Genomic DNA, 19,942 nt, shown 5'->3' on the forward strand with positions numbered 1-19,942 from the left:
CAGCGGGCGCTACCAGGCGCGCGCGACCTCGGCGAAACCGGCAGGGGCTCGCCGTTCGTCATCGAAGGTCGCGATTTCCCACGCGTGGGGCTGCTCCATCAGAGCGCGCAGCAGCTTGTTGTTCAGGCCGTGCCCCGACCGGAATGCGCTGTATGCGGCCAGCAGCGGGCGCCCGACCACGTAGAGGTCACCCATCGCGTCGAGGATCTTGTGCTTGACGAACTCATCGTCATAGCGCAGCCCGCCGGCGTTGAGCACTTTCGTGTCGTCCATGACCACGGCGTTGTCGAGCCCGCCGCCCAGCGCGAGCCCCTTGCTGCGCATGTACTCGACTTCCTTGGTGAAGCCGAAAGTCCGCGCCCTCGCGATGTCGCGGCTGTAGGAACCGCTGCCCAGATCGAACTCGAAGCGCTGCCCGGTCGAACTCACCACGCGGTGGTCGAAGTCAATCTCGAAGCTGAGCTTGTAGCCGTGGTACGGATCGAGCCGCGCCCACTTGGCATCGTGGTCCTTGCCCTCATGCACCTCGATCGGGCTGAGCACCCGGATGAAACGCCGCGGCGCAGCCTGCAGCACGATGCCCGCGCTTTGCAAAAGGAAAACAAATGAAGAAGCCGACCCGTCGAGGATCGGCACCTCATCTGCGGTGATGTCGATGCGCAGGTTGTCGATACCAAGCCCGGCGCAGGCTGACATCAGATGTTCGATGGTCTGCACCTTGGCGCCACCGGATGAAATGGTCGAGGCCAGGCGCGTGTCGGTCACCGCCTCCGGCGTCATCGCGATGTCGACCGGCTCGGGCAGGTCGACGCGACGGAAAACAATGCCGGTGTCCACCGGCGCCGGACGCAACGTCAGCTCGACGCGTTGCCCGCTGTGAAGCCCCACGCCGACCGCGCGCGTGATGGCCTTGAGAGTTCGTTGTTGCAGCACACCCGTGATTCTAGGAGCGGGCGGCGCCGCGCGCACCACCCGCCAAGCTATTGCGCCAATAGCCCACATGCGCCCTCCCGGGACTGACGGCACCACCCCGACCCGATTGATGCGGCAGAAAGCGCAGCGAGCGCCCCGAAGTCGCGCCGAGCAGCGCAGCCGCAAATCAGCATGGCAACACCCCGGCCCGACTGATGTGGCAGTGAGCGTAGCGAGCGCCCCATGGTCGGGCCGAGCTTCTGATCCGCCTGGAACCACCCCGGCCCGATTGATGTGGGAGAAAGCGTAGCGAGCGCCCCGAGGTCGCGCCGAGCAGCGCAGCCGTACTCAGGTACGGCGAGCAGCACAGGCGCGAGATCGGGTCGCGCAGTAGCTTTATGCCGCATCAATCAGCTTGGCGGCGGAGGAAGGCGGGGATCTCGATGTCTTCCATGCCGCCCGACGACAGTGCATCCACCTTCGCCGTCGCCATCGTGCGGTTGGTGCGCCATACGCTCGGCACCGACATGTTGTCGTACTTCGAGTTGCCGTGTTGGCCGCCATGCCCGGTCGCGCCCGTGCCGAGCGTCGGCAGGCTGAAGCCCACGTTGTCGGTGCCGGTGCGGTGCACCACGAGTTCCGGCTTGCGGCTGACACCGTGACGCGACAGGCCGGTGGCGACCACGGTCACGCGCATCTCGTCGCCGAGGTTCTCGTCGTAGGCTGCGCCGTAGATCACGTGCGCGTCAGCCGAGGCGTAGGCGCGGATGGTGTTCATCGCCAGCTTCGATTCGGCCAGCTTCAGCGAGGCCTTCGATGCCGTCACCAGCACCAGCACGCCCTTGGCGCCCGACAGGTCGATGCCTTCCAGCAGCGGGCAAGCCACCGCTTGTTCCGCGGCGATGCGGGCGCGGTCCGGGCCGCTGGCCGCAGCCGTGCCCATCATGGCCTTGCCGGGCTCGCCCATCACGGTGCGCACGTCTTCGAAGTCGACGTTCACGCCGCCGTATTCGTTGATGATTTCCGAGATGCCGCCGACGGCGTTCTTCAGCACATCGTTGGCATGCGCAAACGCTTCGGCCTGAGTCACATCGTCGCCCAGCACCTCGAGCAGCTTCTCGTTGAGGATGACGATCAGCGAGTCGACGTTCGCTTCCAGCTCGGCCAAACCGGTGTCGGCGTTGCTCATGCGCTTGCCGCCTTCCCAGTCGAAGGGCTTGGTGACCACGCCCACGGTCAGGATGCCCATCTCCTTGGCCACGCGTGCGATCACCGGGGCCGCGCCGGTGCCGGTGCCGCCGCCCATGCCGGCGGTGATGAACAGCATGTGCGCGCCATCGATGGCCGCGCGGATCTCGTCGATGGCCGCCTCGGCCGCGTCACGGCCCTTGTCCGGCTTGCCGCCCGCACCCAGGCCGTTGTTGCCGAGCTGGATCAGCTTGGGCGCATTGCTGCGCGACAGCGCCTGCGCATCGGTGTTGGCGCAGGAAAACTGCACGCCCTGCACACCGCGTTCGATCATGTGCGCGACCGCGTTGCCGCCGCCGCCTCCCACGCCGATCACCTTGATCTGCGTGCCCTGGTTGAACTCTTCCATTTCGATCATTTCGATGGTCATCTCTGACTCCTTCAAGTTTGCAGCTGCCGTTTATGTGAATGAATTTCTTATGACTGACACAGTGACCGGTTGACTCCCTAAGGCGGTGGGCCGGTGCGTCGCCACCGCTCGTTGTAGTGGCGAGGAGGCCCGGCGCGTGCGTGGTGGAACTGCCGTCCCGCGGCGCTCAGGGCCCCCGATGGCGGGCCACGCCCGGCGCGGCCCTCGCGGGCGATCAAGTCGAGCTGGCATGGCCACCTCGACTTGAATGTGCATTTGGACATGATCAGAAGTTCCCCACGATGAAGTCCTTGAAGCGCCCGAACGCGGTCTTGACGGACCCGTTCTTCTGGGCGACCTTGAAGCCGCGCATGCGTGCGAAGCGGGCCTCTTCCAGCAGGCCCATCACCGTCGCGGCACGGGGCTGGGCCACCATGTCCGACAGCGCGCTCGAATACTTGGGGATGCCGCGCCGCACCGGCTTGAGGAAGATGTCCTCGCCCAGTTCGACCATGCCGGGCATGACGGCGCTGCCACCGGTCAGCACCACGCCGGAGGACAGCACCTCCTCGAAGCCCGACTCCCGCACCACCTGCTGCACCAGCGAGAAGATCTCCTCGATGCGCGGCTCGATCACGCCGGCCAGCGCCTGCTTGCTCAGCATGCGCGGGCCGCGGTCGCCGAGGCCGGGCACTTCGACCTGCGTGTCGGGGTCTGCCAACAGTTGCTTGGCAAAACCGTTCTCGACCTTGATGTCTTCCGCGTCCTTGGTCGGCGTGCGCAGGGCCATCGCGATGTCGCTGGTGATGAGGTCGCCGGCGATCGGGATCACGGCCGTGTGACGGATCGCGCCGTTGGTGAAGATGGCCACGTCGGTGGTGCCGGCGCCGATGTCGACCAGGCACACGCCCAGTTCGCGCTCGTCCTCGCTCAGCACCGCCTGCGCCGAGGCCAGGGGGTTCAGCATGAGCTGGTCCACTTCCAGGCCGCAGCGGCGCACGCACTTGATGATGTTCTCGGCCGCGCTCTGCGCGCCGGTGACGATGTGCACCTTCGCCTCCAGGCGCATGCCGCTCATGCCGATCGGCTCCTTCACGTCCTGGCCGTCGATGACGAATTCCTGCGGCTCCACGAGCAGGAGGCGTTGGTCGCTGGAGATGTTGATGGCGCGCGCCGTCTCGACCACGCGGGCCACGTCGGCTGGCGTGACTTCCTTGTCCTTCACCGCCACCATGCCGCTCGAATTGATGCCGCGGATGTGGCTGCCGGTGATGCCGGTATAGACACGGGCGATCTTGCAGTCGGCCATCAGCTCGGCTTCTTTCAGCGCCTGCTGGATGCTCTGCACGGTGGCGTCGATGTTCACCACCACGCCGCGCTTCAGGCCATTGCTTGGCGCGACGCCGAGGCCGGCCAGCTTCAGTTCGCCATTGGGCAGCACCTCGGCCACGACCACCATCACCTTCGCGGTGCCGATATCGAGTCCGACGACAAGGTCTTTGTATTCTTTGGGCATGGGATAGTCCTCGGGTTCCCTATTTCTTCTTGGGGTCGGTCTTCTTGGGATCGTTGACGACCGTGGTGACGCCGCGCATGCGCAGCGCATATGCATCCCGATGCCGCAGGTCCGCGGCTTCGACATAGGACAGGTTGCGGCCGTATTGCTGGGCCACGGCTGTCACGGATTTCAGGAACACCTGCAGGCGCAACGCAACCTGGTCGGCATTGCCGCGGCCGAGTTCGATGATGGCGCCGGTGCTGAGCACGGCCTTCCAGCTGCCGCGCCCCGACAGTTCCAGTTCGTCGACCTGCAGTTCGTAGGGCTGGAAGATCGGCGCCAGCACGCGGTACATGCCCAGCACCTGCCCGGCCTGGTCGATCGGGCCGTCGAGCCGCGGCAGGTCGTCGTCGACCTCGGCCACGTTGGCTTCGAAGACTTCGCCGAAGTTGTTGACCAGCTTGGACGATGCCTCGTCACCCCAGTGCGCCACCGGCACCTGCTCGGTCAGCGTGGCGCGCAGGCGGTTCGGGAACTCGCGCCGCACCACGGCCTTGCGCACCCACGGCACCGACTCGAAGGCCGCGCGCGCCTTGCCCAGGTCGACAGTGAAGAAGTTGCCCGACAGCTGCGGCGCGACATTCGCGCGCAAGGTGATCTCGTTGTTGTGCGTGACCTGGCCATCCACGCGGATCACGGCCAACGGGAAGAAGGGCTGGCGCAAGACCCACCAGGCTCCCGCCGCCAGCAGCACGAGCGCACACACCACGAACACCAGGTTCGCGGTGATGTTCATGAGCCTGACGTCGAAGGGAACGGGGATGCTGTCGGCCATGATTTCCTATGCCCCCACGCTCCGCGCTGCCGCGTCGTCGCTGCCCCCCGAGGGGGCGCTCGCGCCTTGGGACGGCCCGGCGTCGCTCGACTCCGTGCCACTCCGCTGCGCCGTGGCGTCCAGTGCCGCCGAAGCCAGCACACGCAGGCACAGGTCCTCGTAACTCGTGCCCGCTGCGCGCGCCGACATCGGCACCAGCGAGTGGCTGGTCATGCCCGGCGAGGTGTTCATCTCCAGCAGGAACGGCTTGCGGTCGCTGGCGCGGATCATCAGGTCGGCACGGCCCCAACCGCGGCAGCCGAGCGTGTGGTACGCGGCCAGCGTGATGTGCTGGATCGCGCGTTCCTCGGCCTCCGGCAGGCCGCTCGGGCAGTGGTACTTCACGTCGTCGGTGAAGTACTTGTTCTGGTAGTCGTAGGCGCCTTCGGGCGCAGCGATGCGCACCACCGGCAGGGCCACGGCTTGGAGGCCCTGGCCGAGCACCGCGCAAGTCACTTCCTCGCCATCGATGAACTCCTCGCAGAGCACATCGGCGTCGTACCTGGCGGACAGCGTGACCGCGTCCTGCATCTGCGAATAGCCCTGCACCTTGGTCACGCCGATCGACGAACCTTCGCGCGGCGGCTTGACGATCAGCGGCAGGCCCAGCACGTCGGGCACGGCGCGGATCTGCTCGCGGCTCTGCTGGTCATGCGCGAGGCGCACGTACTTGGGCGTGGGCAAGCCGTCGGCCTGCCACAGGCGCTTGGTCATGACCTTGTCCATGGCCAGGCTCGAGGCCAGCACGCCGGAGCCGGTGTAGGGAACGCCGAGCAATTCGAGCGCGCCCTGCACCGTGCCATCCTCGCCATGCCGGCCATGCAACGCGACGAAGCAGCGCGCGAAGCCCTCGCGCTTGAGGTCGGCCAAGTCGCGTTGCGCCGGATCGAAGGCATGCGCATCGACCCCACGCGACAGCAAGGCCTGCAGCACGCCGTTGCCCGACAGCAGCGAGATTTCGCGCTCGGCGGAACTGCCGCCGAACAACACGGCCACCTTGCCCAAGGATTTCACATCGACGCTCACAATGCCCGCCCTTCGCGCGTCCAGCGCTCTGTCTTTTGCGACGCCGCGCCGCCGAGTTCCACGACCCGGGCTGGCACGGCGCCAATCGAACCTGCACCCATGCAGATCACCACATCGCCATCGCGCGCGTTGTCGAGGATGGCTTGCGGCATGGCCGCGATGTCATCGACGAACACGGGCTCCACCTTGCCGGCCACGCGCAGCGCACGCGCCAGCGAACGGCCATTGGCCGCCACGATCGGCTGTTCGCCGGCCGCATAGACCTCGCCGAGCAGCACCGCATCGGCATTGCCGATGACCTTGACGAAATCCTCGAAGCAGTCGCGCGTGCGAGTGAAGCGGTGCGGCTGGAAGGCCAGCACCAGGCGACGGCCCGGGAATGCGCCGCGCGCCGCGGCGATCGTGGCCGCCATCTCGACCGGGTGATGGCCGTAGTCGTCGATCAGCGTGAAGGCGCTGTCCGGCTGCGCGCCACGCGTCAAGACTTCGCCATAGCGCTGGAAGCGACGGCCTACGCCGGTGAATTCGGCCAGCCCGCGTTGCACCGCTTCGTCGGGCACATTCAGTTCGACGCCCACCGCGATCACCGACAGCGCGTTGAGCACGTTGTGCTCGCCGGGCAGGTTCAGCACGATGTCGAGGTCGGGCAGCGTCACGCCATTGCGGCGCTGCACCGTGAAGTGCATCTGCCCACCGACCGCGCGCACGTTGATGGCACGTACCTGCGCGTCTTCGTTGAAACCGTAGCTCGTCACCGGGCACGACACCTCGGGCACGATGTCGCGCACGGCCGGATCGTCGGTGCACAGGATCGCGACGCCGTAGAAGGGCATGCGGTGCAGGAAGTCGACGAAGGCCTTCTTCAGCTTGCCGAAGTCGTGGCCGTAGGTCTCCATGTGGTCGGCGTCGATGTTCGTGACCACCGCCATGATGGGCAGCAGGTTCAGGAAGGAGGCGTCCGATTCGTCAGCCTCGACCACGATGTAGTCGCCGCTGCCCAGTTGCGCATTGGCGCCCGCGCTGTTGAGGCGGCCGCCGATGACGAAGGTCGGATCCAGGCCGGCCGCAGCGAGCACGCTCGCCACCAGGCTGGTGGTCGTCGTCTTGCCGTGCGTGCCGGCAATGGCGATGCCCTGCTTGAGGCGCATCAGCTCGGCCAGCATCATGGCGCGCGGCACCACCGGGATCTTCTTTTCGCGGGCGGCGAGCACTTCGGGGTTGCTGCCGCCCTGCACCGCCGTCGAGGTGACGACCGCATCGGCGCCGGCGATGTTGGCCGCGGCATGGCCCACGTAGGTGTGGATGCCCAGGCCGGCGAGCCGGCGCAGCGTGGCGCTGTCGGCAAGGTCCGAGCCCGAGATCGTGTACCCGAGGTTGAGCAGGACCTCGGCGATGCCGCTCATGCCGACACCGCCGATACCGACGAAGTGGATGTGGTGAATCGCATGCTTCATTTGGCGAGCTCCTCACACGCGCGGACGACTTCGTCGACCGCTTCTGTTTTCTTCATCGTGCCGGCCTTGAGGGCCCGGGCGACGAGTTCGTCGCGGGATGTCTTCTGTAGCAAATCAGCCAGCCATTCAGGCGTCAGTTCGGTCTGCTGCACCAGCCATCCACCGCCAGCATCCACGAGGAAGCGGGCGTTGGTGGTCTGGTGGTCGTCGACCGCCGAGGGAAAGGGAACGAACAGCGTGGCAGCGCCCACGGCTGCGATTTCAGTGACGGTGCTGGCGCCGGCCCGCGCGACGATGAGGTCGGCGTCGGCATAGGCGCTGGCGGTGTCTTCGATGAACGGCGTCAGGTTGCCCTCGACGCCGGCGGCTGCGTAGTTGGCGCGCAGTTCGTCGATCTGCTTGCTGCCGGCCTGGTGCGTGACCGCCGGGCGCAGCGCGGGGGCGATCAAGGCCAGCGCCTTGGGCACCACCGCATTGAGCGCCTTCGCGCCAAGGCTGCCGCCGACGACGAGCAGCCTGAGCGGTCCGCTGCGTCCGGCAAAGCGTTCTTGCGGACCCGGCTGCGACAGGAATGCAGCGCGCAAAGGATTGCCGACCCACTTCGCGTTCTTCATCACGTTGGGGAAGGCGCTGAACACGCGGTCCGCCACGCTGGCCAGCACCTTGTTGGCCATGCCCGCGACCGAGTTCTGCTCATGCAGCACCAGCGGCTTGCCGAGCAGCACGCTCATCATGCCGCCCGGGAAGGTGATGTAGCCGCCGAGGCCGATCACGACATCGGGCTTGACGCGGCGCACCACGGCGATGCTCTGCATGAATGCGCGCAGCAACTTGAGCGGCAGGAACACCAGCGTCATCGGCCCTTTGCCGCGCACGCCGCCGAACTGAACCGGCTCGAAGGCGAAACCACGCGGAGGTACCAACTGTTGCTCCATGCTGCCCGGCGCGCCGAGCCAATGGACCTGCCAGCCACGCGTGCGCAGTTCTTCAGCCACGGCCAGTCCCGGGAAGATGTGCCCGCCGGTGCCGCCCGCCATGACAAGTGCCGTCTTCATGAACATGCCCCCACGCTCGGCACTGACGTGTCCTCGCTGCCCCGCGAGGGGGTGCGAGCTTGCTCGGGGCGGCCCAGCGCGGCGCTCATACGCGACCTCCGCGCATGAGAACGCGGTTCTCGTAGTCGATACGCAAGACGACCGCCAGCGCAATCAGGTTCATCAGGATGGCCGACCCGCCAAAGCTCATCAGCGGCAGCGTCAACCCCTTGGTCGGCAACGCGCCCAGGTTCACGCCCATGTTGATGAAGGTCTGGAAGCCGATCCAGATGCCGATGCCCTGTGCGACCAGGCCGGAGAACACACGGTCCAGCGCAATCGCCTGCCGGCCGATGTGCATGATCCGGCGCGTCAGCCAGAAGAACAGGACGATGGCCAGCAGCACGCCGACCAGGCCGAACTCCTCGCCGATCACGGCCATCAAAAAGTCGGTGTGCGCCTCAGGCAGCCAGTGCAGCTTCTCGACGCTGCCGCCAAGGCCCACGCCGAAGATCTCGCCCCGCCCGATCGCAATGAGCGAATGCGACAACTGGTAGCCCTTGCCGAGCGCATTCGCCTCGCCGAACGGATCGAGGTACGCAAAGATGCGCTCGCGCCGCCACGGCGACGAGGCCACGATCATGCCGAACGCGACCACCACCAGCATCGCGATCACGAAGAACATGCGCGCGTTCACGCCGCCCAGGAACAGGATGCCCATCGCGATCACCGCGATCACCATGAAGGCGCCCATGTCGGGTTCGGCCAGCAGCAGCATGCCGACCACCACCACCGCCACGCCCATCGGCAGCACGGCGCGAAAGAAGCGTTCCTTGATCTCCATCTTGCGCACCATGTAGCTGGCGGCATAGAAGACCATCGCGAGCTTGGCCAGTTCCGACGGCTGGAAGCTCATGAAGCCGAGCGGAATCCAGCGGCGCGCGCCGTTCACGCTACGGCCCACATGCGGAATCAGGACCGCCACCAGCAGCAGCAAGGCGGCGATGAACAACCAGGGCGCGGCGCGCTCCCACGTCTTCATTGGCACCTGGAAGGCCAGCAGCGAGGCCACGAAGGCCACGCCGAGGAACAATGCATGCCGCAGCACGAAGTACGACTGGCTGTAGCTCATGCGCGAGAAGCGCGGGTTGTCGCCCAGCGCGATGGAGGCCGAATAGACCATCACCAGGCCCCACACCACCAGCGCCAGCGTGACCCATAGCAAGGCTTGGTCGAAGCCGAGCACACGCATCGGCGCGGCCTTGGTCTGGGAGATATCGGCGCCGCCCAGACGCACGGGCAGGTGCACCGGCAACGCATCGAGGCCGGTCTTGGCACGGCGGAACCAGCCGCTGAAGCGACCGCCCTTCTTGCGCGGGGTGCCGGGTTCGTCCTGGTTCATTCGGCGTCTCCTTCCCCCGATGCGTTCGCGAGGTCTTCCACCGCCTCGCAGAACACGGCGGCACGGTGCGCATAGTCCTTGAACATGTCGAAGCTGGCGCAGGCCGGCGACAGCAGCACCGCATCGCCGGGGTGGGCGCGCTTGGCGGCTGCGTGCACCGCTTCTTCCATCGATGCGGCATGAGCCACCGCGACGCCGGTGCCCGCCAAGGCTTCTTCGATGATCGGCGCGTCGCGACCGATCAGCACGACCGCGCGTGCGTACTGCCGCACCGGTGCGGCCAGCGGCGAGAAGTCCTGGCCCTTGCCCTCGCCACCGAGGATGAGGACGATGCGCCGGTCCACGCCCAGCCCGATCAGCGCCGCCACGGTGGCGCCGACGTTGGTGCCCTTGCTGTCGTCGAAGTACTCGACGTCATGCACGATGTTGACCGGCTCGACGCGATGCGGCTCGCCGCGGTATTCGCGCAGGCCGTAGAGCATCGGGCCCAGCGGGCAGCCGGCGGCGCTGGCCAGGGCCAGCGCGGCAAGCGCATTCAGCGCGTTGTGCTGGCCGCGAATGCGCAGCGCATTGGCCGGCAGCAGGCGCTGCACGAAGATCTCTTCTTCCACCTGCGCCGCACCGCGCTTGCGCTTCTGTGTTTCGTCGGCTTCCAGCGCGCGCACCAGCCAGGCCATGCCGTTGACACGCTCGATGCCGAAGTCGCCCGGGCGCAGCGGCATGCCCGCGCCGAAGCTGATGTAGGTCCGGTGCTGCGGGCGCTGTAGCTTGACGCGGATCGGTGCGGGCAGCATCTTCATCACCGCGTCGTCGTCGCGGTTCAGGACCAGCAGGCCCTTGCTGCCGAAGATGCGTGCTTTGGCGGCGCCGTAGGCGGCCATGTCGCCGTGCCAGTCCAGGTGGTCCTGTGTCAGGTTCAGGACCGTGGCGACCGTGGGCTCGAAGCCCTGCACGCCGTCCAGTTGGAAGCTCGAGAGTTCCAGCACCCAGACATCGGGCAGCGTTTCGGCATCGATGTGCGCGCTCAGCGTGTCCAGCAGCGTCGGGCCGATGTTGCCGGCGACGGCGACGGTCTTGCCTGCGCGTTCGACCAACTGGCCGGTGAGCGAAGTGACGGTGGTCTTGCCATTGGTGCCGGTGATGGCGAGGACCGATGGCGTGTAGCCCTTGGGCGCCACGGGTTCTGCAACAAGCACCGGCTTCGGCGCTTCTTCCTCGGGCGCCGTCAGTGCGACAGGGACGGAGAGTTCGGCGATGCGCGCGACGAATTCGGCCGCTTCCTTGGCGGCGGTGCGGACGTAGGGCTTGCCTGGCTGGTGCGTTGGCGCGCTGATCTTTGGCGCCAGTGGCTCGCCGTGCTCGGGTGTGGGACGGACTGTCGCAGACGCAGTTTCGATTGGGGCCGATGAGGGCTCAACTGGCGCAGACATGGGTTCGACTGGCGCCGAAGAGGACTCAGCGGGCGCGCTCAACGTGGTCTCGTCTTGCGCCGCTGCTTCGCCGTGTTCCGCATCGACGACTGGCTCCGGGCTTGCGTCCGCTGCCGCGGCGACGGGCTCCGCTTCAGGGAGTGGCTCCGTCCCGGCGTCGGCCGCCTGGGCGACAGGTTCCGCTTCGATCTCCGGCGCACCAGCCGATTCAGGCTGTGTGTCGATAGCGACAGCGTCATCCGCAGGCACCGCCTCGACCGCAGCCGGAGCTTGCGGCGCTTCGATCGACGACGCGACCGAAGCCACGGGCTCCGAAGCTGCATCGAACGGCAGGTCCGCCTGGGCTTCCGCCTCAGCAGTCGGCCCCTGCTCTGCAACAACCGGCACGTCCACCGTCCGCATGTCCAGCAGCGCCCGCGCAAACAGGTCCAATTCGCCGCCAACAGACAGCCCCATCGCCCGCGCCGCATCCACGACCGGCGCAATCGTCGCTGGCGCCAGCCCCGGCGAGCGATACACCGCACGGATCGCAGTCCCTTCCACCAACCCGGCAACGAATGCCCCACCGACGAACCCCACGCCCGGCATTTCCTCGCGCAACGTGTCCAGCAAAGCCGGTGCCTCGCGCGTATCCGCCACGGTCACGACCGCGCCATGGCGCACGCACCAGCGCGCCATCGCCATCCCCGAGGCGCCAAGGCCAAGGATCAGGACGGGCAGGTCTTTGAGATGCTTCACGCTCGGCTCACCTCAGCTTCAGCGTGGAAAGACCCACGAGGCACAGCAGCATCGTGATGATCCAGAAGCGCACGACCACCTGGGTCTCGCGCCAGCCGCTCTTCTCGAAGTGATGGTGCAGCGGCGCCATCTTCAAGATGCGCCGGCCTTCGCCGAAGCGCTTCTTCGTGTACTTGAAGTAGCTGACCTGCATCATCACAGAGATCGCCTCCACGACGAAGATGCCGCCCATCACGAAGAACACGATCTCCTGCCGCACGATCACCGCGATGGTGCCGAGCGCCCCACCGAGCGCGAGCGCACCCACGTCGCCCATGAACACCTGCGCCGGATGCGTGTTGAACCACAAGAAGGCAAGGCCCGCGCCGGCCATCGCCGAGCAGAACACCAGCAGTTCGCCCGAGCCCGGAATGTGCGGGAAGAACAGGTAGCGCGAATACACCACGCTGCCCGTCACGTAGGCGAACACCCCCAGCGCCGAGCCCACCATCACCACCGGCATGATCGCCAGCCCGTCCAGCCCATCGGTAAGGTTCACCGCATTGCTCGCGCCCACGATCACCAGGTAGGTCAGGATCACGAAGCCGATGCCGCCGAGCGGATAGCTGATCTCCTTGAAGAAGGGCACCAGCAGGTTGGTCTTTGGCGGGAAGTTCAGGTCGAAGCCGGAGCGCACCCAGGCATAGAACAACTGCAGCACGCGCCAGTTGGAACTCTCCGAGATGCTGAACAGCAGGTAGAAGGCCGCCAGCAGGCCGACCACCGACATCCACATGTACTTCTCGCGCGAGCGCATGCCTTCCGGGTCCTTGCGCACCACCTTGCGCCAGTCGTCGACCCAGCCGATCGCGCCGAAGCCCAGCGTCACGAACAGCACGATCCAGACGAAGCGATTCGACAGGTCGAACCACAGCAGCGTTGCCAGCGCGATCGAGAACAGCACCAGCACGCCGCCCATGGTGGGCGTGCCGCTCTTGCTCAGGTGCGTTTCCATGCCGTAGCCCCGCACCGGCTGGCCGATCTTCAGCGCGGCCAGACGCCGGATCACATAGGGGCCGGCCGCCAGCCCCACGACGAGCGCCGTCATCGACGCCGCGAGCGCACGGAAGGTGAGGTACTGGAACACGCGCAGGAACCCGAACTCGGGTGTGAGCGTTTGCAGCCACTGGGCGAGGCTCAGCAGCATGTGTTGAAACCGAGCGTTTCAATGGTCATGACCGGTCTCCTCTTGTTGTGATGGGGCCGCGGCTTCGGCCATCGCCTGCAGCACGCGCTCCATGCGCATGAAGCGCGATCCTTTGACGAGCACGCTGCCGGCTTGCGGCAGCAGTGCCAGCACCGCCGCGTTGAGCGCGTCGATGCTTTCGAAATGGCGCGCCCGGGCCGGGTCTTGGCCGAAGGCCGCGACGCTGTGGGTCGTGGCCGCGCCGAGCGCAAAAAAAATGTCGATGCCACGTTCGCGGGCCCAGTCGCCCACTTCCGCGTGAAAGCGTTCGCCCTGATCGCCCACCTCGCCCATGTCGCCCAGCACCAGCAGGCGCGGCGCGGGCAGCGTGGCCAGCACGTCGATGGCCGCGCGGACCGAGTCGGGATTGGCGTTGTAGCTGTCGTCCACCACCGTCACGCTGCGGCCATTGGCCAACTGCAGTGTGCTGGCGCGCGAACGACCCTTGACCGGCTCGAAGGCATCGAGGCCGTGGGCGATGTGGTCCAGTGATACGCCCGCCGCGAGCCCGCAGGCCACCGACGCCAAGGCGTTCAGCACGTTGTGACGGCCAGCGATGCGCAGCGTAAATCGCAGTTCGCCCAGCGGCGTGCGCGCCGTAACCCGCCAGGCCTGGCCCAGCCACTCGGCCGCCACCAGCGAAACACTCGCCGCGGGGTCTTCGCCGAAGGTCAGGCAGTGGCGCCGCGCGCCTTCGCCTTCGCTGGCGAGCCGCGTCCACAGCGGCGTGAATTCATCGCCGTGCGGAAACACCGCCGTGCCATCGGCCGGCAACGCCGTCAGCACCGCACCGTTCTCCAGCGCCACCGCTTCCACCGTCGCCATGAACTCCTGGTGCTCGCGCTGCGCGTTGTTGACCAGCGCCACCGTTGGCCGCGCGATGGCGGACAAGCGTGCGATCTCGCCCGGATGGTTCATGCCAAGCTCGACCACCGCGAGGCGATGCTGCGCGCGCAGGCGCAACAGCGTGAGCGGCACGCCGATCTCGTTGTTGAAGTTGCCAGCGGTTGCCAGCGCGTCCTCGCCGGCCGCATTGCGCAGGATGCTCGCGATCATCTGCGTGACCGTGGTCTTGCCGTTACTGCCGGTAACCGCGATCAGCGGCAGCGTGTATTGATTGCGCCATCCAGCCGCCAGCGCGCCGAGCGCGGCCAGTGAATCTTCGACTTCCAGCCCCGCCAGACCCGCGGCTTCCAGGCCGCCATGCGCGATGGCTGCTGCGGCGCCGCTCGCCTTGGCATCGGCCAGGAATTCATTGGCATCGAAGCGCTCGCCCTTGAGCGCCACGAACAGGTCGCCGGCCGCGAGCGTGCGCGTGTCCGTGTGCACGCGAGCGATGGCCTTGGCCGCATCACCAACCAGGCGTGCACCCGCAATCCAGGCCTGGGCTTGCGCGAGCGTCATCATCATGCGACCGCCCTCCGCGCCAGCGCATCCGCCGCATGCACGCGGTCCGAAAACGCGATCTTTTCGCCAGCCACTTCCTGCCAGGCTTCGTCGCCACGGCCGGCCAGCAGCACCACGTCCTGCGGCGCGGCTTGCGCGATGGTGTCGGCGATGGCCTTGGCCCGGTCGGGCTCGATCTGCGCTTCCTCAGGTTGCGCGAGCCCCAGCATGATCTGGCTGATGATCGCGGCCGGTTTCTCGGTGCGCGGGTTGTCGCTGGTCACCACCACGCGGTCCGCCGCCTTCTCCACCACCGCCGCCATCATCGGCCGCTTGATCGGGTCGCGGTCGCCGCCGCAACCGAACAGGCACCACAGCTTGCCGCCACGCTCGGTCACGAGGGGCCGCAGGCCTTCCAGCGCCTTGTCGAGCGCGTCCGGTGTGTGGGCATAGTCGACCACCACCAGCGGCTGACCCTCGACCGCGACGCGCTCCATGCGTCCCGGTACGCTGCCCAGGCCACGGCAGGCATTCACCGCTTCCGCCAGCGACAGGCCCAGCGCGCGCAAGGTGCCGATCACGCCCAGCAGGTTCGACACGTTGTACTGGCCGATCAACCGCGTCGACAGGCTCTGCGTGCCGCCGCCCTGCTCCGTCACCGAGAAGCGCAGGCCTTCCGGGCCATAGCCGATGTCATGCGCGGCCAGGCGCGCCGGGCCACCCGCGGCGGTGACCGTCCACACATCGAGCGAGCCCGTGCCGCCATCGAGCAGGTTGCCGACCAGGCTGGCGCCATGCACGTCGTCGATGTTGACCACCGCAGCGCGCAGCCCCGGCCAACGGAACAGCTCGGCCTTGGCCTGCCAATAGGCATCCATGCTGCCGTGGTAGTCGAGGTGGTCCTGCGTGAAATTCGTGAACACGGCCACGCGGATTTCGCAGCCGTCAAGGCGTCGCTCGGCGATGCCAATCGACGAGGCTTCGATCGCGCAGGCGCCGAAGCCGCGCGAAACGAAGCCGCGCAACTCGCGCTGCAGCATCACCGGGTCGGGCGTGGTGAGGCCGGTATAGGCCAGGTCCGGCGGCACGCCGATACCCAGCGTGCCCACCACCGCGCAGGGGCCCAGTTTTTCATGCGCCGCCAGGGCCTCGCTGAGCCACCAGGCCGTCGAGGTCTTGCCGTTGGTGCCGGTCACGGCCAGCAGCGCGAGCTGGGTCGACGGCCAGCCGTAGAACGATGCGGCGATCGGCCCCGTGGCCGCCTTCAGTCCTTCATAAGCCGCGACCGAATCGCTCTCGAAGCTGAAGGCCTCCACACCCTCGCGCTCGACCAGGCAAGCCACTGCGCCCTGCGCCAGCGCTGCCTCGACGTGCACGCGGCCATCGGTCGCAGCACCCGGCCAGGCGATGAAGCCATCGCCATCGCCGACACGCCGGCTGTCCGCATGCAGGTGCCCGCCGACGCGCGAGCGCAGCCAGTGGCCGGCTTCGTTGGGCGACTTGAAGCGGATGTCGTCCATCAGAAGCTTTCCTCCACGCCCTTGGTCACCACCGCCGGCTTCACCGCCAGGTCTGGCGCCACGTTCATCATGCGCAGCGTCTGTTGCACGACTTCGCTGAACACCGGCGCAGCCACGATGCCGCCGAAATAGCTGCCCGCGCTCGGCTCGTCGAGCATCACCGCGACGACGATGCGCGGCTTCTCGATCGGCGCCATGCCGGTGAACCAGGAGCGGTACTTGTTGCTCGCATAGCCCTTGCCGACCTGCTTGTGCGCCGTGCCGGACTTGCCGCCGACCGAGTAGCCGACGGTCTGCGCCAGCGGACCCGTGCCACCGGGGCCGGCCGCCATCTGCAGCATGCGGCGCACGGCCTTCGCGTTCTCGGGCGAGAACACCTTCACACCCACCGCAGGCTGGTCGCTCTTGAGCATCGTCGCCGGGATCAGGCTGCCGTCGTGCGCGAAGGCGGTGTACGAATGCGCCATCTGGAACAGCGAAGCCGACAGCCCATAGCCGTACGACATGGTCGCCTGCTCGATCGGCCGCCAGCTTTTCCACGGACGCAGCCGCCCGGTCACCGCGCCGGGGAAGGTCAATTGCGGCTTCTGGCCGAAGCCGAGCGAGCTAAAGGACTCCCACATCTCGCGCGGCGCGAGTTTCTGCGAGACCTTGGTGGCGCCGATGTTGCTCGACTTCTGGATCACGCCTTCGACGGTCAGCGTGCCGTAGTTGTGCGTGTCGCTGATGGTCGAGCCGGTGATGGTGAGCCGGCCGGGCGAGGTGTCGATCAGCGTCTGTGGCGTCACTCGCTTGAGTTCGAGCGCGGCGGCGATGGTGATCGGCTTCATCGTCGACCCGGGCTCGAAGGTGTCGGTCAGCGCGCGGTTGCGCAGCATCTCGCCGGTCAGGTTCTTGCGCTTGTCCGGCACGTAGCTCGGGTAGTTGGCCAGCGCCAGCACTTCGCCGGTGATCGAATCGAGCACCACCACGCTGCCCGCCTTGGCCTTGTTGGCCGTGACCGCGTCGCGCAGCTTCTGGTAGGCGAAGAACTGCACCTTGCTGTCGATGCTGAGCTGGATGTCCTTGCCGTCGACCGGCGGGATCGAATCACCCACGGCCTCGACCACGCGGCCGAGCCGGTCCTTGATCACGCGGCGCGAGCCGGGCTTGCCGGCCAGGTCCTTGTCGAACGAGAGTTCGATGCCTTCCTGCCCGTGGTCTTCCACGTTGGTGAAGCCCACGATGTGCGCGGCCGATTCGCCCTCCGGGTATTGGCGCTTGTATTCCTTGCGCTGGTAGATGCCTTCGATGTTGAGCGCGGCGATCTGCTTGGCAATCGGTTCGTCGACCTGCCGCTGGATCCAGACGAAAGTCTTGTCCTCGTCGGCCAGCTTCTTGTCGAAGTCCTTCTGCGGCATGCCAAGCAGCTTGGCCACCTGCTTGAGCTTGGCGCGCACCTCGGGGTCGTCGCGCTCGATGTCCTCCGGAATGGCCCAGATGCTCGGCGCAACGACGCTCGACGCGAGGATCAGGCCATTGCGATCGAGGATGCGGCCGCGGTTGGCGGGCAGTTCCAGCGTGCGGGCGTAGCGCACTTCGCCCTGGCGCTGGAAAAAGGCGTTGTTGATCACCTGCACATAGGCGGCGCGCCCCGCCAACGCGAGAAAGCCGAAGGCCACGGCGGCCACGATGAACTTGCTGCGCCACAGCGGTGTCTTGCTCGCGAGCAGGGGGCTGGTGGTGTATTGAACGCTGCGACGGGTCATTTCAGCCTCCCATGGCGCTGCACGCCAGCCGCTGCAAGCCAAGCCCGCGGCAACCTGCTCCCGCGGGAGCCGCTGGCGGCTGGAGCGCCAGCGGCAGTCATCGCGAGAGCCCGCGGAACCGGCTGGGCCGGGTCGCTGCATGCGCCCCCTTGAGAGGCAACGCCGAAGGCGCATTCAAGGGTGGGCTTCATTCAGTGCCCCTTCTTCGGCGCGCCGCCCGCAGGCACGGGCGCCACCGGCGACACCACGGCCGGGATCACGCTGCCGTCCTGGCGGACGTAGAGCGTGATGGCGGGGGTGGTGGTCGCCATCTTGAGTTGTTCCTTGGCCAGCTTCTCGACCCGCAACGGCGTGGCCTGCGCCCGCTTGTCGACCTGGAGCCGGTCGAACTCGACCTCGAGCCGGTGCGACTCGGCGTTGACCCTCTCCAATTCGGTGAAGAGCTGGCGCGACCTGTACTGCGTGTGCACGAGCAACAGCGCCGTCGCAAGGACGGCGATCAGCAGGAGCAGGTTGAAGCGGGCCATCTTGGGTCTAGATGGTCTCGGTGCGCTCGGCCACGCGCAGCACCGCGCTGCGGGCGCGCGGGTTGGCCGCCACTTCGGCATCCGACGGGAAGATGCGGGCCACCGAGCGCAACTTCATGGCCACCGGCGCGGCAAAGGGCGCGCGGCGGTCATAGACCTCGCGCGAGTGCCTTGCGATGAACTGCTTGACGATCCGGTCTTCCAGCGAATGGAAGCTGATCACGGCAAGGCGGCCACGGGGTTGCAACACGGTGATGCTCGCCTCTAGCGCCTGTTGCAGTTCTTCAAGCTCGGCGTTGATGAAAATCCGAAGAGCCTGAAATGTGCGCGTTGCAGGGTTCTGGCCCTGCTCGCGGGTTTTGACCGCGCCAGCCACGAGCTCGGCCAGTTCGGTGGTGGTTGAAACTGGGCCCCGTTCCTGTCGGCGAGCAACAATCGCCTTTGCAATCGGAACAGCAAACCGTTCTTCGCCATAGTCACGTATTACCTCGGCAATCTGCTGTTGTTCGGCTGTCGCCAGCCAGTCGGCCACGCTCTCGCCGCGCGTGGTGTCCATGCGCATGTCGAGGGGGCCGTCGAATCGAAAACTGAATCCGCGCGCCGGGTTGTCGATCTGCGGCGAGCTGATTCCCAGGTCCATCAGCAGGCCCGACACGCTGCCCGGGCGCAACTCGCCCAAGTCCCGGAAGCCCTGGTGACGGATGGAAAAACGCGCATCGGTGATGCGCGCTGCTTCGGAGACCGCTTCCGCGTCCTTGTCGAACGCGATGAGGCGGCCCTCCGGCCCCAGCCTTGAAAGGATGAGGCGGGAGTGCCCACCTCGCCCGAAGGTGGCGTCCACGTATGTGCCCCCCGCTGTTGCCGAGGCGTCGGCAAACAGGGCGTCGACCGCTTCGTTCAACAAGACGGTCTTGTGGGTCCATTCGTTGTCCACGATCGCTTTCAGAAGGCCAGGTCCTGGAACGCGCCTTCGGCCATGCCGGCGGCCAGTGCCTCGGCTTCCTTGGCATCGTGCGTGGCCTTGTCCCAGAGCTCGAAGTGGCTGCCCATGCCGAGCAGCAAGGTGTCTTTGCCGATACCGGCCGCCGCGCGCAGTTCGGGCGAGACCAGGACGCGGCCGGTGCCGTCCATGTCGACGTCCATCGCATTGCCGAGGAAAAGGCGCTTGAGCCATTGGTCCTTGAGCGGCATGGCGGCGATGCGTTCGCGGAACTGCTCCCACGCAGGGCGCGGGAAAATCATCAGGCAGCCGTGCGGGTGGCGCGTGATCGTGAGTTGGCCGCCCGCGGTCGCGTTCAGGACGTCACGGTGCCGGGTCGGCACCGACAGCCTCCCCTTGGCATCCAGACTGAGCGATGAAGCGCCTTGAAACACGAAAACAACCCTGGTTGTGAGACGGTGAAAAACCTCCGAATGGGGTCTTTACAGACACTTTTTCCCACTTAACTGCACTTTTTTGCACTGTAGCAGGAAACAAGTGCACCGCAAGACACGGTTGCGGCTATTTTTTGCAATGGAATCAACGACTTAGCGGCGTTTTCAAAGGCTTGAAAGCGCTAATATCGTTGCAA

The 19,942-nt window shown here is 66.8% G+C and carries 16 protein-coding genes; all 16 read right to left on the reverse strand.

The features are described 5' to 3' along the window. Nucleotides 1-9: 9 nt before the first annotated feature. Nucleotides 10-933: a UDP-3-O-acyl-N-acetylglucosamine deacetylase gene (gene lpxC, locus WKW82_RS08910; RefSeq protein ID WP_340341910.1), complete on the reverse strand. Its 924-nt coding sequence runs from the start codon at nt 931-933 to the stop codon at nt 10-12. 385 nt (nt 934-1,318) lie between these two features. Continuing rightward, nucleotides 1,319-2,530: a cell division protein FtsZ gene (ftsZ, locus tag WKW82_RS08915; protein WP_340341911.1), complete on the reverse strand. Its 1,212-nt coding sequence runs from the start codon at nt 2,528-2,530 to the stop codon at nt 1,319-1,321. A gap of 265 nt (nt 2,531-2,795) precedes the next feature. Then, nucleotides 2,796-4,025, reverse strand: coding sequence for a cell division protein FtsA (gene ftsA, locus WKW82_RS08920; protein ID WP_340341912.1), 1,230 nt, complete (start codon nt 4,023-4,025; stop codon nt 2,796-2,798). 19 nt (nt 4,026-4,044) lie between these two features. Further along, nucleotides 4,045-4,842 (reverse strand): cell division protein FtsQ/DivIB, encoded by a 798-nt coding sequence (locus tag WKW82_RS08925; RefSeq protein ID WP_340341913.1) that lies wholly within the window; start codon nt 4,840-4,842, stop codon nt 4,045-4,047. Nucleotides 4,843-4,848: 6 nt separating this feature from the next. Continuing rightward, complete coding sequence (locus tag WKW82_RS08930; RefSeq protein WP_422823448.1) at nt 4,849-5,910, reverse strand: D-alanine--D-alanine ligase; 1,062 nt, start codon at nt 5,908-5,910, stop codon at nt 4,849-4,851. Continuing rightward, nucleotides 5,904-7,361, reverse strand: coding sequence for a UDP-N-acetylmuramate--L-alanine ligase (murC, locus tag WKW82_RS08935; protein ID WP_340341915.1), 1,458 nt, complete (start codon nt 7,359-7,361; stop codon nt 5,904-5,906). The genes WKW82_RS08930 and murC overlap by 7 nt, the downstream gene beginning before the upstream one ends. After that, on the reverse strand, nt 7,358-8,422 hold the full coding sequence (murG, locus tag WKW82_RS08940) for an undecaprenyldiphospho-muramoylpentapeptide beta-N-acetylglucosaminyltransferase (protein ID WP_340341916.1): 1,065 nt from the start codon (nt 8,420-8,422) through the stop codon (nt 7,358-7,360). The genes murC and murG overlap by 4 nt, the downstream gene beginning before the upstream one ends. Nucleotides 8,423-8,501: 79 nt before the next feature. Then, nucleotides 8,502-9,797 (reverse strand): putative lipid II flippase FtsW, encoded by a 1,296-nt coding sequence (gene ftsW, locus WKW82_RS08945; RefSeq protein ID WP_340341917.1) that lies wholly within the window; start codon nt 9,795-9,797, stop codon nt 8,502-8,504. After that, complete coding sequence (gene murD / locus WKW82_RS08950) at nt 9,794-11,965, reverse strand: UDP-N-acetylmuramoyl-L-alanine--D-glutamate ligase (protein WP_340341918.1); 2,172 nt, start codon at nt 11,963-11,965, stop codon at nt 9,794-9,796. Before murD ends, ftsW begins: the two co-directional genes overlap by 4 nt. 7 nt (nt 11,966-11,972) lie before the next feature. Next, entirely contained in the window at nt 11,973-13,151 is a 1,179-nt protein-coding gene (mraY, locus tag WKW82_RS08955; protein WP_340341919.1) for a phospho-N-acetylmuramoyl-pentapeptide-transferase, read from the reverse strand. A gap of 18 nt (nt 13,152-13,169) precedes the next feature. Beyond that, complete coding sequence (locus tag WKW82_RS08960; protein WP_340341988.1) at nt 13,170-14,597, reverse strand: UDP-N-acetylmuramoyl-tripeptide--D-alanyl-D-alanine ligase; 1,428 nt, start codon at nt 14,595-14,597, stop codon at nt 13,170-13,172. Continuing rightward, entirely contained in the window at nt 14,597-16,096 is a 1,500-nt protein-coding gene (locus WKW82_RS08965) for a UDP-N-acetylmuramoyl-L-alanyl-D-glutamate--2,6-diaminopimelate ligase (protein ID WP_340341920.1), read from the reverse strand. Before WKW82_RS08965 ends, WKW82_RS08960 begins: the two co-directional genes overlap by 1 nt. After that, nucleotides 16,096-17,844, reverse strand: coding sequence for a peptidoglycan D,D-transpeptidase FtsI family protein (locus WKW82_RS08970; RefSeq protein ID WP_340341921.1), 1,749 nt, complete (start codon nt 17,842-17,844; stop codon nt 16,096-16,098). Before WKW82_RS08970 ends, WKW82_RS08965 begins: the two co-directional genes overlap by 1 nt. 191 nt (nt 17,845-18,035) lie before the next feature. Next, nucleotides 18,036-18,371, reverse strand: a complete 336-nt coding sequence (gene ftsL / locus WKW82_RS08975; RefSeq protein ID WP_340341922.1) for a cell division protein FtsL — start codon at nt 18,369-18,371, stop codon at nt 18,036-18,038. Nucleotides 18,372-18,378: 7 nt separating this feature from the next. After that, on the reverse strand, nt 18,379-19,305 hold the full coding sequence (rsmH, locus tag WKW82_RS08980; RefSeq protein WP_340341923.1) for a 16S rRNA (cytosine(1402)-N(4))-methyltransferase RsmH: 927 nt from the start codon (nt 19,303-19,305) through the stop codon (nt 18,379-18,381). An 8-nt stretch (nt 19,306-19,313) separates the two neighbouring features. Further along, the gene (mraZ, locus tag WKW82_RS08985; protein WP_340341924.1) at nt 19,314-19,745 is read right to left on the reverse strand and encodes a division/cell wall cluster transcriptional repressor MraZ; all 432 of its coding nucleotides are present in this window, start codon (nt 19,743-19,745) and stop codon (nt 19,314-19,316) included. Nucleotides 19,746-19,942 lie beyond the last annotated feature (197 nt).

This window comes from Variovorax rhizosphaerae (assembly GCF_037889975.1).
GTDB classification, from domain to species: Bacteria; Pseudomonadota; Gammaproteobacteria; order Burkholderiales; family Burkholderiaceae_C; genus Variovorax; species Variovorax rhizosphaerae.